At 74.9% G+C, this 14,649-nt stretch carries 16 protein-coding genes; 7 read left to right on the top strand and 9 right to left on the bottom strand.

What is annotated here, in order from left to right; genetic code table 11:
• Positions 1-62: 62 nt before the first annotated feature.
• The 6 genes from R2E43_RS07680 to mmuM all read right to left on the bottom strand — a co-directional run bounded on the left by R2E43_RS07680 (position 63) and on the right by mmuM (position 5,615).
• Positions 63-659 carry a hypothetical protein gene (locus tag R2E43_RS07680; RefSeq protein ID WP_003972789.1) on the bottom strand — a complete coding sequence of 199 codons (597 nt, stop codon included), beginning with the start codon at positions 657-659 and terminating at the stop codon, positions 63-65.
• Entirely contained in the window at positions 656-2,038 is a 1,383-nt protein-coding gene (locus R2E43_RS07675) for a DUF58 domain-containing protein (RefSeq protein ID WP_332056044.1), read from the bottom strand. Before R2E43_RS07675 ends, R2E43_RS07680 begins: the two co-directional genes overlap by 4 nt.
• Positions 2,035-3,033 carry an AAA family ATPase gene (locus tag R2E43_RS07670; RefSeq protein WP_011030676.1) on the bottom strand — a complete coding sequence of 333 codons (999 nt, stop codon included), beginning with the start codon at positions 3,031-3,033 and terminating at the stop codon, positions 2,035-2,037. Before R2E43_RS07670 ends, R2E43_RS07675 begins: the two co-directional genes overlap by 4 nt.
• On the bottom strand, positions 3,030-3,674 hold the full coding sequence (locus R2E43_RS07665) for a hypothetical protein (RefSeq protein ID WP_332056043.1): 645 nt from the start codon (positions 3,672-3,674) through the stop codon (positions 3,030-3,032). Before R2E43_RS07665 ends, R2E43_RS07670 begins: the two co-directional genes overlap by 4 nt.
• Positions 3,671-4,627: a DUF4129 domain-containing protein gene (locus tag R2E43_RS07660; RefSeq protein ID WP_234328626.1), complete on the bottom strand. Its 957-nt coding sequence runs from the start codon at positions 4,625-4,627 to the stop codon at positions 3,671-3,673. Before R2E43_RS07660 ends, R2E43_RS07665 begins: the two co-directional genes overlap by 4 nt.
• A 73-nt stretch (positions 4,628-4,700) precedes the next feature.
• Positions 4,701-5,615: a homocysteine S-methyltransferase gene (mmuM, locus tag R2E43_RS07655; protein WP_030865189.1), complete on the bottom strand. Its 915-nt coding sequence runs from the start codon at positions 5,613-5,615 to the stop codon at positions 4,701-4,703.
• 160 nt (positions 5,616-5,775) lie between these two features.
• Between mmuM and R2E43_RS07650 the strand changes: the two genes are divergently transcribed.
• From R2E43_RS07650 to R2E43_RS07640, 3 genes are read left to right on the top strand one after another with little or no spacing between them, the layout of a single operon-like run.
• A complete protein-coding gene (locus R2E43_RS07650) occupies positions 5,776-6,618 on the top strand; it encodes a CPBP family intramembrane glutamic endopeptidase (RefSeq protein ID WP_003972784.1) in 843 nt (280 codons plus the stop codon).
• Entirely contained in the window at positions 6,615-7,781 is a 1,167-nt protein-coding gene (locus tag R2E43_RS07645; protein WP_003972783.1) for a sensor histidine kinase, read from the top strand. Before R2E43_RS07650 ends, R2E43_RS07645 begins: the two co-directional genes overlap by 4 nt.
• Positions 7,778-8,437, top strand: coding sequence for a response regulator (locus tag R2E43_RS07640; protein ID WP_003972782.1), 660 nt, complete (start codon positions 7,778-7,780; stop codon positions 8,435-8,437). The genes R2E43_RS07645 and R2E43_RS07640 overlap by 4 nt, the downstream gene beginning before the upstream one ends.
• 18 nt (positions 8,438-8,455) lie before the next feature.
• Here the strand turns inward: R2E43_RS07640 and R2E43_RS07635 are convergent, their stop codons facing one another.
• Positions 8,456-8,992 (bottom strand): hypothetical protein, encoded by a 537-nt coding sequence (locus tag R2E43_RS07635; RefSeq protein ID WP_037897343.1) that lies wholly within the window; start codon positions 8,990-8,992, stop codon positions 8,456-8,458.
• Between the two features lie 120 nt (positions 8,993-9,112).
• On the opposite strand from R2E43_RS07635, the gene R2E43_RS07630 reads away from it, so the two are divergent.
• Both R2E43_RS07630 and R2E43_RS07625 read left to right on the top strand, forming a co-directional pair.
• On the top strand, positions 9,113-9,595 hold the full coding sequence (locus R2E43_RS07630) for a hypothetical protein (RefSeq protein ID WP_030865192.1): 483 nt from the start codon (positions 9,113-9,115) through the stop codon (positions 9,593-9,595).
• Positions 9,592-10,347, top strand: a complete 756-nt coding sequence (locus R2E43_RS07625; protein WP_011030683.1) for an isocitrate lyase/PEP mutase family protein — start codon at positions 9,592-9,594, stop codon at positions 10,345-10,347. Before R2E43_RS07630 ends, R2E43_RS07625 begins: the two co-directional genes overlap by 4 nt.
• A 2-nt stretch (positions 10,348-10,349) precedes the next feature.
• Here the strand turns inward: R2E43_RS07625 and R2E43_RS07620 are convergent, their stop codons facing one another.
• Positions 10,350-10,919 (bottom strand): TetR-like C-terminal domain-containing protein, encoded by a 570-nt coding sequence (locus R2E43_RS07620; protein WP_003972778.1) that lies wholly within the window; start codon positions 10,917-10,919, stop codon positions 10,350-10,352.
• 151 nt (positions 10,920-11,070) lie between these two features.
• Between R2E43_RS07620 and R2E43_RS07615 the strand changes: the two genes are divergently transcribed.
• Positions 11,071-12,789, top strand: a complete 1,719-nt coding sequence (locus R2E43_RS07615; protein ID WP_011030684.1) for a PHP domain-containing protein — start codon at positions 11,071-11,073, stop codon at positions 12,787-12,789.
• Entirely contained in the window at positions 12,786-13,310 is a 525-nt protein-coding gene (locus R2E43_RS07610; protein ID WP_106518742.1) for a hypothetical protein, read from the top strand. The genes R2E43_RS07615 and R2E43_RS07610 overlap by 4 nt, the downstream gene beginning before the upstream one ends.
• A 30-nt stretch (positions 13,311-13,340) precedes the next feature.
• Here R2E43_RS07610 and aldO read toward each other — a convergent pair whose 3' ends face one another.
• Complete coding sequence (gene aldO / locus R2E43_RS07605) at positions 13,341-14,597, bottom strand: alditol oxidase (RefSeq protein ID WP_136208304.1); 1,257 nt, start codon at positions 14,595-14,597, stop codon at positions 13,341-13,343.
• Positions 14,598-14,649 lie beyond the last annotated feature (52 nt).

Here is a 14,649-nt window from a genome sequence, read left to right as displayed (position 1 = left end):
GTCGTCCGAACGCTTTCGTGAAGGGGATTCCCCCGACGCCGAACGGGAAATTCCGTTGCCCTTCAGTTCCCCGGGGCGCGGGACTTCGGGGCATCGTTTTGCCGGCGGGCCCGCAGTACCGCGCCGCCGGCCACCGCCAGGCCGGCCACCGCCGCGGCGGCGATCAGCCGCCCCAGTCCGGAGCCCGTCCCGGACACCGGAACCGCCGCCGCGGCCGCCACCACACCCGCACCGGCGCAGGCCGCGGCCGCCTCGCCCCACACCCGGGCACGCCCGCGGCCCCACCGCCACGGCCACGTCTCACTGGTCACCAGGTAGGCCACCAACAGCGCGACCACACAAGCGCCCTCCCACCAGGCCGGTTCTCTGAAGGCCGCGATCACCACGACGCCCGACGCCAGCAGCGTCGTCCGGTGGCGCAGCAGCCGGTAGGACCACCAGACGGCCTCCACCGACGGCCGCCGGTCCAGCGAGGGCGCCGCCCACAGCGCGAAGGCGACCGCGCAGACGAAGGGCACGGCCGCCCCGGCCGTGTCCACCGTCGCCCACGGCCGCCAGGCCGTCACGACCGCCGCCGCTCCCAGCACCCGCACCGGCACGGTGCCGATCCAGTAGCCGAGGTACTCACGGAGGCCGACCCGCGCGTCCAGCGCCGTCATCGCGCGCGCCCCCTTCCGCCGACCCGCCCCGCCAGCAGCGGCGCCAGCGCCAGATCCAGTGACTCGCCCTCGGTGTGCCGCAGGACCGGCACCCCGCTGTCCCGCAGCGCGAACCGCATCGCGTCGCGCTCCGCGCGCCACAGCCGCAGCCCCAACCCGCCCGCCTCGTCGCCCGGCTCCACCACCGGGTCCCCGCTCGGTATCTCCACGACGACCGGGCGGCGCCCGCGCGCCTGGAGGTCCCGCAGCACCTGGAGGATCCGGGCGTCGCTGAGCGGGGTGAACACGTACACCAGGGCCCCCTCCGGGAGCGCGGGCGACGGGACCCGCTCCAGCCCGTCGCCGCCGAAGCCGCGGTCCTTGCGGACGTCCAGGACGCTCTCCACGATGCGGTAGAACGCCGCGTCCCCGGTGCCCGGCGCCAGCCAGCGGGTGGTGCCGCCGGTGGAGACGACCCCGACCCGGTCGTGGGTGCGCAGATAGGCCCGGGCCAGCCCGGCGGCGGCCCGCACCGTCTCGTCCAGGGACGACAGTCCGGTCACCGGGTCGACGACGTCCCCGAACGCGTCGACGAGCATCACGGTGTCGGCGGCCCGCTCGGCCGCGAACCGGTGCAACTGCACCGCCCCGCGCCGGGTCGTCGACGGCCAGTGGATGCGCCGCTGCCGCTCCCCGGGGGCCCAGGGGCCCACCCCGATGACCTCGACGCCCTCCCCGGACTGCGGCGAGGCGTGCTCGCCGAGCCGCTGCGGCAGCCGCACCGGGATCGGCGTGAACCGGGCCTGGGTGGCGCGCGGGAAGACCGACACCTCGGCCGCCTCGACGCGCACGGTGCGGCGGACGGTGCCGCCGGGGTCGTACACGTCGACGTCCACCGGGCCGAGCGACCAGCGGCCCCAGTGCAGCGCCGTGTGGCGCAGCGTCACCGTGGACGGGCCGACGACGACCTCGTCGAGGCGCAGACCGGGACCGAGCGTGACCCCGGGGTCCAGGCGTACGGCCTCGCCGTCGTGGGCCAGCGCGATGCGTACGGTGACCGTGTCGCCCTCGAAGCAGCGCCCCGGCTCGACGGTCGTCGACGTCTCTGTACGGCGGGCGTGGGCGCGGGGCAGTGCCAGCGCGAGCAGGACCAGCGGTGCCGCCGCGAGCGCCAGCAGCCACGCCCGGCCGGTGAGCAGCGCGGCGGCCAGTGCCACGACCGCGACGGTCAGCAGCCGCAGGGTGCGCTCGCTCGGCCGCGGGCCGCCGGGCGGCGGTGCCGGTGGCTGCGTCGGGGCGGTGCGCCCCTCCAGGGCGCGGACCACCGCCGGGCTGGGCCGGGGCCCGGGGTCCGGCGCGACAGCCGGTGCCGGTGCCGGGCGCGGTGCGGGCGCGGTCACGAGGAGGCCGCGGCCGTACGCCGCGTCGTCGGCGTACCCACGCTGTCGACTATCTCGCGCAGCACGTCGTCCGTGGACATCTCGCGCACCCACAACTCCGGCCGCAGCGACACCCGGTGGGCCAGCGCGGGCACCGCGAGGCCCTTGACGTCCTCCGGGACGACGTAGTCGCGGCCGTCCAGCACGGCGCGGGCGCGGGCGAGCTGGACCAGGGCGAGTCCGCCGCGCGGCGAAGCCCCGATGCTGATCTGCGGGTGGTCGCGGGTCGCGCCGACGAGCGCGACGGCGTACTCCAGCAGGTCGTCGTCGATCTCCACCCGCTCCACGACGGCCCGCCACGCCACGACGTCGTCCGGCCCGGCGAGCCTTTCCAGTACGGCCTCGGGCGCGGCCCGGTCGATCCGGGCCCGCAGCATCGCCAGCTCCTCCCGCGCGGCCAGATAGCCCATGCGCACCCGCAGCTGGAACCGGTCGAGCTGCGCCTCGGGCAGCGAGTACGTGCCCTCGTACTCCACCGGGTTGGCGGTCGCGATCACCAGGAAGGGGTCGGCGAGCGGCCGGGTCTCGCCGTCCACGGTCACCTGCGACTCGGCCATCGCCTCCAGCAGCGCGGCCTGGGTTTTCGGGGGCGTCCGGTTGATCTCGTCGGCGAGCAGCAGGTGCGTGAAGACCGGGCCGGGGTGGAACACCATCTCGCCGGAGCGCTGGTCGTACAGCGGCGTTCCGGTGACGTCGGAGGGCAACAGGTCGGGCGTGAACTGGATCCGGCGGAAGTCCAGGCCGAGGGTGGTGGCGAAGGACCGGGCGAGGAGCGTCTTGCCGAGTCCCGGCAGGTCCTCGACGAGGACGTGACCGCCCGCCAGCACGGCCAGCATCACGTGTTCCAGGGCGTCCGGTTTGCCGACGACGGCACGGCCGATCTCGCGGAGTACGGCACCGGCCTGCTCGCCGACCTGCTCGGCGGTGCGGAGCCGGTTCGTGGAGGTAGTCGTCACGTCGCTTGGTCCTTACCGGTACGGGGGGTGCGGGTGCTGGGGGTGCGGGCGCCGGGAGAGCGGGGTGAGCCGAGTGCTTCGAGGCGGTCGACGAGGCGGCGCAGCACGTCGAGGGGCACCTCGCCGTCGGGTCCGGTGCCCGGTGGCACGGGGCCCAGCCACGGCCACAGCTCGGGGCCGACCAGCTCGGCGGCCCGCTCGGGCTGGTGCTCCAGGGACACGTGGTGGTGCTCGGCGAGCGCGGCCGCGTACAGGCGGCGCAGCTCGGTCCGGAGCACCGCACGGTAGTAGTGGGCGCCGTCGGGGCCGGTGGACGTGCCCACGTTCCGCCGCCACTCGCCCATGCCCGGGGCCCGGGTCCGCAGCAGCCGCACCTCGTCGCGGTACGCGGAGTCCAGGGCGCCCGCCCCGGCGACGTACCGGGCGGCGAGCACGGCCACGGCGACGAGGAGGGCCACCAGGGCGCCGGCGGCCACGGGGCCGTCGAAGAGCAGGACGAGCAGGACGCCCGAGCCGGCGACCGCGCCGCCGAGCAGCCCGAGCCGGGGCAGGCTGAGCATGTCGTCCTCCGAGGTCCTGGCCACTGATGTCTGCGCCACCGAGGTCTGCGTCAGCGAGGCCTCCTCCGCGGGCCGGTTCACCGCCCGGCCTCCCGGACCGCGTCCGCGTCACGGTCCCGCAGCAGGGAGGCGATCTCCTCCAGCGCGTCGGCCGCGGCCTTCCGGTGCGAGCCGTCCATCGGGTGCGAGGAGTAACGGGCCTCGCGGAACAGCGCGGTCAGACGCGGCGCGGCCGGGCCCGGGGCGAAACCCGTGCCGGCGGCGCGGGTGAGCAGGTCGGCGGGGCTGTCGGAGGCGTGCCGCGGCACACCGGACGCCGCGAGGGCGTCCTCCATCGCGGCGTAACAGGCGATGACGGCCGCCCGGGCGTCGTCATCCGTGCCGGCCAGGGCGCGGCGGCCCGAGTCCACGGCGGACAGCAGCAGCCGCGCGTCGTCGTCCTGCGCGACGGTGCCCGGAGGGCCGGGACGCTGCGGCACCCGCAGGCCGAACCGTCGCAGCCGCCGCACGACGGCCACCACGACGACCACGACGGCGACCGCGGCCAGCAACGCGAGCACGAGGTACAGCGGCAGGGAGGAGTGGTCCGTCGAACCGTGCCGCTGCTGGGGCGGGGGAGTGAGGAAGGTCGGCGTGGGGGCCGGCTCCCGCGCCAGGGGCGGGGGCGGGCCGGTCGTGTTGCCGCCGGTGGAGAACCGGTGCAGGACCAGGGCCAGGACGCCGATGACGCCCGTCGCGGCGAGCAGCAGGGGCGCGGCGGCTTCCCGCAGGCGCTCCTCACCCGGCGGCAGCGAAAGGCGGTCGGCGCCGAAACGGGGGCGAAGACGCTGTACGACCGTCCAGGTCCCGAAGGTCCAGGCGACGGACGCCCCGATCGCCACGAAACCCCAGTGACCGAGCGGACCCCGGCCGGAGTGGAGCAACTCCTGCGCGGGCCGCAGCGCGAGCGCGGCGACGGCCAGCGTCCCGACCACCGCGGCGGCGACCAGCACCCCCGGTGCCACCCCGTGTCCCGTCCGCCCCCCGCGTCCCATGCCGTGCCCCCCGCCGAACCCGTCGCCGCCCCCGAACGCCTGTTCACGGCAATCTTGGCACACGCCGCACCGGTCACTCCCGGGGCAGGGCCCGCGCGATCGACGTGATCGTCTCCGGGCCCACCCGGCAGCAGCCGCCGACGAGCCGGGCCCCGCGCTCCCGCCAGTCCCGCACCCGCTCGGCGGTGTACGACGAACGCCCGCGCCAGCCCTGGGACTTCGCGTCCCACGTCTCTCCGCTGTTGGGATAGGCGACGACGGGTTTGCCGGTGACGCGGGCGGCGGTCTCGACCGCGCCGGACACGTCCTCGGGGGCGCAGCAGTTGACGCCCACCGCGATCACCTCGTCCGCGTCGGCGGCCAGCGCGAAGGCCTCGTCCAGCGGCTGCCCGGCGCGGGTGCGGTCCCCGGCCACCGTGTACGACAGCCAGGCGGGCACGTCCAGTCCGCGCACCGCCCTCAGCAGCGCCGCCGCCTCGTCGGTGTCCGGGACCGTCTCCAGCGCGAGGACGTCGGGCCGTGCGGCGGCCAGCACCTCCAGGCGGGGGCGGTGGAAGCGCTCCAGTGCGCCCCTGCCGAGGCCGTACCGTCCCCGGTACTCGGAGCCGTCCGCGAGCATCGCTCCGTACGGGCCCGCCGACGCCGCCACCCACAGTGCGCGCTCCGGGCGGGCCGTCCGCGCCCGGCGGGCGGCCTCGCGGGCCGACGCCACGCTGAGCGCGAGCAGTTCGGCGGCCCGCTCCCGCCCGATCCCGCGCCGGGCGAAGCCCTCGAAGGTGGCCTGGTAGCTGGAGGTGATCACCACCTCGGCGCCCGCCTCGAAGTAGGCGAGGTGGGCCCGGGTGATCGCCTCGGGGTCCTCGGCGAGCAGCCGGGCCGACCACAGCGCGTCGCCCAGGTCGTGCCCGGCCGCCTCCAGCTGGTTGGACAGCCCGCCGTCCAGCACGAGCGGGCCGGAGGCGAGGGCGTCGGCGAAGTCGCTGGTCATGGCACGAGGCTACGACCTGTCCGGCGGGGCCACGGGCCCTTGTCCCCCGAGCGAGCTACAGACAGGTGTCCACCGTGAGGTGACGATCTCCGGCCGCCGGATCCGTAGCGTCCGGTGCAGCCCGCGGCACTCGAGCCACGGGCCCGACGAAGGAGTTCCCGTGAGGTTCGTGTGGCAGTTCCTGGCCGTGCTGGTGGCCTACGCCATCGGCGGCATCGCCGTCCAGGCGGTGAAGGACAACGACTGGCTCACGCTGGTGGTCGGTCTCACGTCGGTGGCGCTGGTGGTGTTCGTGTACGCCTGGGTGGTGCGGCGGACCGAGCGCCGGGAGGCCCTGGACGTGGCCCTGGACGGCGCCGCGGCCAAGGCGGGCTGGGGGACGCTGATCGGCTTCGGACTGTTCGGGGCCGTCATCACGAACCTCTTCGCCTCCGGGTACTACGAGGTCGACGGACTCGGCTCGGTCCAGGGTGCGATCGGGCTGGTCGGGTTCATGGCCGCCGCCGCCGCGACGGAGGAGGTCGTGTTCCGCGGGGTCCTGTTCCGGATCATCGAGGAGCACATCGGCACCTACCTCGCGCTGGGCCTGACCGGCCTCGTGTTCGGCCTCATGCACCTGCTCAACGAGGACGCCACCCTGTGGGGCGCCCTCGCCATCGCCATCGAGGCCGGCTTCATGCTCGCCGCCGCGTACGCGGCCACCCGCAACCTGTGGCTGACGATCGGCGTGCACTTCGGCTGGAACTTCGCCGCGGGCGGCGTCTTCAGCACCGTCGTCTCCGGCAACGGCGACAGCGAGGGCCTGCTGGACGCCACCATGTCGGGTCCGAAGCTGCTCACCGGCGGCGACTTCGGCCCGGAGGGCAGCGTGTACTCGGTGGGCTTCGGGGTCCTGCTGACCCTGGTGTTCCTGTGGCTGGCGCACCGGCGCGGGAACATCGTGGCCTTCGGCTCGCGGCGCCGTGCCGCGGGCGCCAACTCCGCCGCTACACTTCCCCGGTGATCGATCGACGACGGGTCCTGGAGCTGTGGCGTCGACTCGACGTCACGGTCCGGGACCTCCCGCTCGGGGTGCTGCTGCTCGTCGCGTCGCTGCTGCCGTCGCTCCGCGGTCAGGGCACGGAGATCGGCGGCCTGCCGACCCGCCCCGCCGACGCGCTGGCCGGGGTGGCGGCCGTCCTCCAGTCCATCCCCCTGGCCGTGCGCCGGCGGTGGACGCTCCTCTGCCTCACCCTGGTCTCGCTCGGCTTCGCCCTCGACCAACTGCGCGCCTACCACCTGTTCGCGGGCGCCGCGCTCCCGATCGTGCTGATCAACGCGGGCTCCCACCAGGAGAAGTACCGGCGTGCCACGCAGGTCACCGCCACCCTCGGGTACGTGGCCATGGCCGTCGGGCTGAACGCGCGCGGCGGCGACGAGACGCTGGTCGAGTACGTGACGTTCTATCTGGTCCTCGCCCTGGCCTGGGGCATCGGCGCGTGGATGCGCTCCGCGCGGGCCGCGGAGGCCGAACGCCGCAGCCGGGTCGCCGAGGACGCCCGCAACGCCGAACGGACCCGCATCGCCCGCGAGTTGCACGACGTCGTGACCCACCACGTGACGGCGATGGTCGTGCAGTCCGAGGCGGCCCGGTACCTGACCGCCGCGCCCGAGCGCCTCGACGAGAGTCTGGCCGCGGTCAGCGACACCGGCCGGCGGGCCATCACCGACCTGCGGCACCTGCTCGACCTCCTCAACCCCGACCACGGCACCGCCGAGCCCAGGACACCACCCGTCGGCCGGGTGCTCACGCTGGTCGAGCAGACCCGCCGGGCCGGGCAGCCGGTGGAGTTCACCGAGGAGGGCACCCCGGCGGCGGCCACCGGCAGCTCCGACCTCGTGGCCTACCGTGTCGTCCAGGAGGCCCTGACCAACGCCCTCAAGTACGACCACGGCGGCAGGACCTCGGTCCTGGTGCGGCACGGGGAACGGGAGATCACGGTGGAGGTCGGCACGGACGGCTCCGGCTCGGGGGCCGCGTCCCCCGGCGGCAGCGGGCGGGGGCTGGCGGGCCTGCGGGAGCGGGTCGACGTACTGGGCGGCGAGTTCAGCACCGACCGCCCGGCGGACGGCGGCTTCGTGGTCCGGGCCCGGATACCCGGCGGGAGCGGGGGAAGCACGGCATGAGCGCGCCGATCCGGGTCGTGATCTGCGACGACCAGGCACTCATCCGCACCGGGCTCGCGACGATCGTCGACGCCCAGCCCGACCTCGAGGTGGTCGGCGAGTGCGGGGACGGGCAGACCGGGGTCGACCTGGCCCGCGAACTGCGGCCGGACGTCGTGGTGATGGACATCCGCATGCCGGTGCTCGACGGCCTGGAGGCCACCCGCCTGCTCGCCGGTGCCGGAGTGGCGCACCCCGTCAAGGTGCTCGTGGTGACGACGTTCAACCTGGACGAGTACGTCTACGAGGCGTTGCGCGCGGGCGCCAGCGGCTTCCTGCTCAAGGACGCGCCCCCGGACCGGCTGCTGCACGGCATCCGCACCGTGGCCATGGGCGCGGCGCTGCTCGACCCCGATGTGACGCGCCGCCTCGTGGGCCGGTACGCGGCCCGGATCCGCCCCGCCGAGGGCACCGCGCGGGACATTCCGCTGACCCCCCGGGAGACGGAGGTCCTGCGCCTGATCGCGGACGGGCTGTCCAACAGCGAGATCGCCGCGGCCCTCGTGATCAGCCCCGAGACCGTCAAGACCTTCGTCTCCCGCATCCTCACCAAACTCGACCTGCGCGACCGCGTCCAGGCGGTCGTCTTCGCCTACCGCCACGGGCTGGTGACCTGACGCCCGGCCGCCGGCCGCTCAGCCCCGCAACCGGCCGCGCATGTGCGACAGACGCCGGTCGATGCGCAGGTTGTACCAGGCCAGCCAGCCCAGGAACACGACCCCGAGGCCGAGCATCAGGCTTCCGGCACCGACCGAGCCGGAGAGGTACCACAGGGCCGAGGTGCCGAAGAAGATGACGGCCAGCATCGGGAACGCCCACCAGCGGTTGCGCCGCAGCCGCTCCTGGCGCGAGTCGACGAACGCCGCCATCGCCCGCCGCCGCTCCGGGTCCCGGGGCGCGGGCCCGCCCTTGAGGATCTGCCGCTCCATGGCGGGCACGTCGTCCGGTTCCGCACCGACCGCCCTGGCGTCGCGCACGCGCCGGCGGCGCACCCACCACACGATCCAGACGGCGGCCGGCACCGCGCCCAGCAGAGCCGACAGCCACGCCGACGTGCCGTTCAGGACCAACCGGACCACGACGCCGGCCAGCAGGGCCATCACTCCGATGCCCCACAGGCTGTCCCGCCTGCGCAGCCGCGGACGGTCGTCGCTTCTCTCTGTGCTCGCCATGTCACCTCTCATGGGGAAGACGTGGACGTACGGTGCAGACCGGATACCCGCGTTCGCCCGGAACACGTCGCCGGGACACTTCGGCCGGCGCCGAAGCAACCGGCCCATAGCGTGCGGGACATGAACGACACGCGAACCCCCACGAGCACCGTCACCAGCACCCGCACGCCCGCCGACGCCGTCACCGGCATGGTCGACCACGTCCTGCACCTGGCCGCCGGCTGGACCCGCTGGGACGGGACTCCCGCCCACGTCGACGGCCGCGTCTACACCCCGCACAAGGCGATCCGGCGGGTCGCCGACCACCTGGTCGACCACCTCGCGGAGCTGGAGGCCCGGCTGGCGGGGGAGGAGACGCAGCCCGACCACTGGCACGCCTCCCTGGTCACCACGGAAGCGGACCGCGCCGCCTTCACCGCCGAGGATCTCGACGAGGCCCGCAGCCGCCTCACCCGGCTCGCCCGGATCTGGGCCAACCGCCTCGACGCGCTCACCGACGAGCAGCTCGACCACTCGCCGGGCGAGGGCTGGAGCTTTCGCGAACTGGCCGCGCACCTCGCGGAGTCCGGGTACTACGCCGACGCGGTGGGCGACCTGTCGTGACAGCGACCGCCTTCGCCGCGCTGCACCGCGCCGGTGAGCCCCTGCTGCTGCCGTGCGCCTGGGACCACGCCTCCGCCTTCGCCCTCGCCGGGCAGGGCTTCCGCGCCGTCGGCACGACCAGCCTCGGTGTCGCGGCGGCGGCCGGACTGCCCGACGGGGCGTCCGCGACCCGGGACGAGACGCTGCGGCTGGCCCTCGTCCTCGGCTCGGCCCCCTTCCCGCTCTCCGTCGACGCGGAGGACGGGTTCAGCGACGACCCCGACGAGGTGGGGGAGTTCGCGCGGCAGCTGGCGGCCGTCGGCGCCGTCGGGATCAACCTGGAGGACGGTCTCGGGCCCGTCGGCCGGCACGCCGCGAAGATCGCCGCGGTCCGCTCGGCCGCCCCCGGCCTGTTCGTCAACGCCCGCACGGACACCTACTGGTCGGGCGACGGCGACGTCACGGAGACGCTGCGGCGCCTGGAGGCCTACCGCGAGGCCGGTGCCGACGGCGTCTTCGTCCCCGGGCTCACCGACCCCGCCCGCATCGGGTCCCTCGCCGCCCGCTTCGACGTGCCCCTCAACGTCCTGTACACGCCCGCCGGACCCGGCCTCGCGCACCTCGCCGACCTCGGCGTACGCCGCGTCAGCCTCGGCTCGCTGCTCTACCGGCGGGCGCTGGGCGCCGCGCTGCGGGCGGCCGCCGACGTCCGGGCGGGCCGGGACCCGGGCGGTCCGACGCCCACGTACGACGAGGTGCGGGCGCCGGGCTGACCTCAGGCGCGCGGCCAGTTCTCCAGCGCCACGTGCAGCGCGTCGACCGCCTTGTCCCAGGACGCCCGCACGTCCCGCGGAGCGCCGAAGGCGCCGGAGGACTCCAGCGCGCAGTACCCGTGGAAGGTGCTGCGCAGCAGGCGCACGGCGTCGGTGAGGTCGGGCTCGGTGAGGCCGTAGGACCGCAGCATGCCGTAGGTGATCTCGGCGGTGCGGCGCAGCGCGGCGGAGTCGGCGACCAGGGACTGGTCGACGCGGATCTGCGTGGCGGCGTAGCGGCCGGGGTGGCGCAGGGCGTACGCCCGGTAGGCGCCCGCGAAGGCGGCCAGCGCCTCCTTCCCGGCCCGGCCGGCCACCGCCCCGGCGATCTCCTCGATCAGCTCGCCGCCGGCCAGCAGCGCGACCCTGACGCGCAGGTCCTGGAGGTTGCGCACGTGCGTGTACAGGCTGGCGTCCTTCACCCCGAAGTGGCGGGCGAGCGCGGAGACGGTGACCGACTCGAAGCCCGTCTCGTCGGCCAGGTCGGCGGCCGCGGCGACGACGCGGTCCGTGGTGAGACCCACTCGGGGCATGGGCCGCCTTCCCGCAACCTGGAGTTCCTAGGTTTCATGCTAGGGCAGGACGGGCGGCAGCCGCGGATCACCCGCGAGTCGTTCAACGTTCACCTTCCCCGCCGATTCTCCTCGAAGCCGCGCACGGCGGCGGTCTTCAGGAGGAACACGCATGGGGCACGGACACGGACACCCGCACGGTCACCACCACCACGGACATACGCACGACCACGAGCACGCCACCGAACAGGTCCTGCCCGCCGCCTTCGACACCAGCGTCCCCGACGAGGCCCTGAGCCCCGCGCAGCAGTCGCGCCGGGGCCTGCTGCGCCGCGCCGGCCTGCTCGGCGCCGGACTGGCCGCCGGTACCGTCCTCGCCCCGGCCGCCACCGCCACCGCCGCCCCCGCGCGGGCCGCGAGCAACGGCCGCCGCGGGAAGGGCTTCCTCTGGCTGGCCGGCGACCACCACATCCACACCCAGTACAGCAGCGACGGCAAGTACCGCGTCGTCGACCAGGTCCGCCAGGGCGCCCGGCACGGCATGGACTGGCTGGTCATCACCGACCACGGCAGCAACACCCACGCCAAGATCGGTGTGGAGAAGGTCAACCCCGACATCCGCGAGGCCCGCGCCGCCCACGAGGACACCCTCGTCTTCCAGGGCCTGGAGTGGAACATCCCGGCCGCCGAGCACGGCACCGTCTTCGTCCACCCCGGCAAGCACGAGGTCTCCGTCCTCAAGCAGTTCGAGACCGACTACGACGGCAGCGTCAAGGGCGCGGGCGACTCCACCCCCGCCAACGAGGCCCTCGCCATCGCCGGACTCTCCTTCCTCGCCGACCAGGTCAAGCGGCGCAAGGTCAAGGACGCCCTGATGCTCGCCAACCACCCGGCGCGCAAGGGCATCGACTCCCCGCACGAGATCCGCGCCTGGCGTGACGCCACCTCCCGCGGCCACCAGATCGCCGTCGGCTTCGAGGGCGCCCCGGGCCACCAGGCGGGCGGCCTGCCCGAGCCCCTCGGCCCGGGCGGCGCCCGCGGCATCTACGACGGCAGCCCGAGCGCCAACTCCTTCGCCGGCTACCCCCTGGAGAGCTACCGCACCTGGGGCGGCTTCGACTGGATGACCGCCACGGTCGGCGGCCTGTGGGACAGCCTCATCGCCGAGGGCCGCCCCTGGTGGATCACCGCCAACTCCGACTCCCACCAGGTCTACGCCGACACCGGCGCCCGCGGCGGCGGCGACTTCAACGCCAACGGCCGCTACGACGACCCGGTCTACGCGGGGCAGATCGACATCACCCAGAACGACTTCTGGCCCGGCCAGTACAGCCGCACCCACGTCGGCTCCGACGGCTTCTCCTACGCCGCCGTCATGGACGGCATCCGGGCCGGCCGCGTCTGGGTCGACCACGGGCAGCTCGTCAGCGGCCTCGACGTCCGCGTCTCCGGCGGCGGCCGCTGGGCCACGCTCGGCGGCGCCCTGCACGTCCGCAGGGGCACCCGGGTCACCCTCTCCATCGACGTCGCCCTGGCCGGCGGCCCCAACTGGGCCGGATTCGTGCCGAAGCTGGCCCGCGTCGACGTCATCCAGGGCGACGTGACCGGACCGGCCGCCGACAAGGACACCTTCACCGCGCCGACCGCCCGGGTCGTCAAGTCCTACGAGGTCGACAAGGAAACCGGCACCGTCCGCCTCACCTACGACCTCGGCCGCGTCGACCGCCCCGTCTACCTCCGCACCCGCGGCACCGACGGCAACCGGTCCGCCGTCGGCTCGCTGGGCGCCAAGGTCGACCCGGCCGGCCCCGCCATCGACGTCGTCGGCGACGCCGACCCGTGGCGCGACCTGTGGTTCTACTCCAACCCGGTCTGGGTCCTGCCCTCGTGACCCCGCCCGCCGCGCCGTACGTCCTCGGCATCGACACCGACGCGACGACCCTGCGCGAGGCCGATCACCTGCTCCAGGCGCTGGCGGCCGAACTCGACCTCCCCGAGGGCGTCTTCGGCTGCACCCACCTGGTGCGGGACGGCCGCCCGCGGGTCGCCCTGTCCCTCGCCGCCGAGGCGGAGCCGGTCCTGCGCACCGCCCGGGACCGGCTCACGGCCCGGGGCCACGAGGTCCGCGACGGCACCTGGGACGAGACCGGCCGCGCGGTCCTCTTCCCCGGTGCGGCCGCCCTCACCGGCACCCTGACCCTCGCCGAGCTGCTCGCCCGCTCCGCCGTCGACCGGGTGACCGTCCTCGGCACACCGGACGAGCCGAGCCCGGACACCCGGCTGGTCACCCGGAACCACGTCCGCCCGCACTGGCAGGACGGCCGCCTCGTGCTGGCCGCCATGCCCGCGGTCGGCGGCACCCTCGTACCGTTCGAGGACCCCGACCCGACACCCTGCTGCGCCGACCACTGACCCGGCCCGGCGCCGAGGGGCGCGGGGTGCTCAGCCCGCGAGCACCCCGCGCACGAACGCGTTGGTGAACTTCCCCGCCGGGTCCAGCGCCCCGGCCAGCGCCCCGAAGTCGGCCAGCCGCGGGTACAGCGCACGCAGCTCGCCCGCCGGGACGGTGAACACCTTCCCCCAGTGCGGGCGGGCTGCGAAGGGGACGAGCGCCTCCTCCAGCCGCCGCACCACCGGCAGGACCGCCGCCGTGTCCTCGACCCAGGTGAAGTGCGCGGCCACGGTGTCCCGCCCGTACGCCGGGCTCAGCCACTGCGCGTCCGCGGCGACCGTGCGGATCTCGCAGGTCTGGAGCACCGGCGCGAGCGTCTCCCGTATCGCGTCCATCGCGTGCAGGGCGGCCAGGGCGTGCTCCCGGGGCATCAGGTACTCCGACTGCAACTCGGCACCGCTGCTGGGCGTGAACTCCGCGCGGAAGTGCGGCAGCCGCTCGTGCCAGGGCCCCGGCACCCCGAACTGCTCCGTGCAGTTCACCGCGGGCATGCCCGGCACCGGATGCATCTTCTCGGCGGCCGGGGCCGCGTACGGGAAACCCTCCAGCGGCCGGTCGGTGCGCCGCTTCAGCCACACCTGCCGGAAACCGGGCGCCCGCCAGTCGGTGAACAGACTCACGCTGTACGCCGCCGCCATCACCGTCTCGAACGTCGCCGGGTCCAGCCCGGCCAGCGGCAGCTCGGTGAAGACGTGCTGTTCCATCTCGTACGCCGGCTCCAGGTCGAGTGTGAGCGACGTCACCACGCCCAGCGCGCCGAGCGAGGTCACCGCCCCGCCGAACCGCTCGTCGCCCCGCGCGATCACCACGGTCGAACCGTCCGCGGTGACCAGCTCCACCTCGCGCACCACCGAGGCCAGCGAACCGTTGCCCACCCCCGAACCGTGGGTGCCGGTGGCCACCGACCCGGCGACCGAGATGTGCGGCAGCGAGGCCATGTTCGGCAGCGCCAGGCCCCGCGCGTGCACCACCCGGGCCAGCTCCGCGTACCGCACACCGCCGCCGACCCGCACCGTACGGGCCGCCGTGTCCACGTCCACCACGGACGGCAGGCCCGCCAGCGACAGCAGGACACCCCCGTCGCCCGGCTCGGCGATCTCGTTGAAGGAGTGCCCGCTGCCCAGCACCCGCACCCTGGCGCTGTCCGCCACCAGGGCCCGCAGCGCGTCCAGGGAGTGCGGCCGCAGCAGTTCCTTCGCCGTGTACGTGATGTTGCCGGCCCAGTTGGTGACCGTGATGTCGCTCATAGCGCGGAAACCTACCCGGCGCGTCTGGAGGGCCCCCGCGCGGGAAGCCTCT

Origin of the sequence: Streptomyces violaceoruber, from assembly GCF_033406955.1 — a bacterium.
GTDB lineage: Bacteria > Actinomycetota > Actinomycetes > Streptomycetales > Streptomycetaceae > Streptomyces > Streptomyces violaceoruber.
Note: the sequence above shows the minus strand (reverse complement) of the source record. Positions and strands in the feature narration are given on the sequence as shown.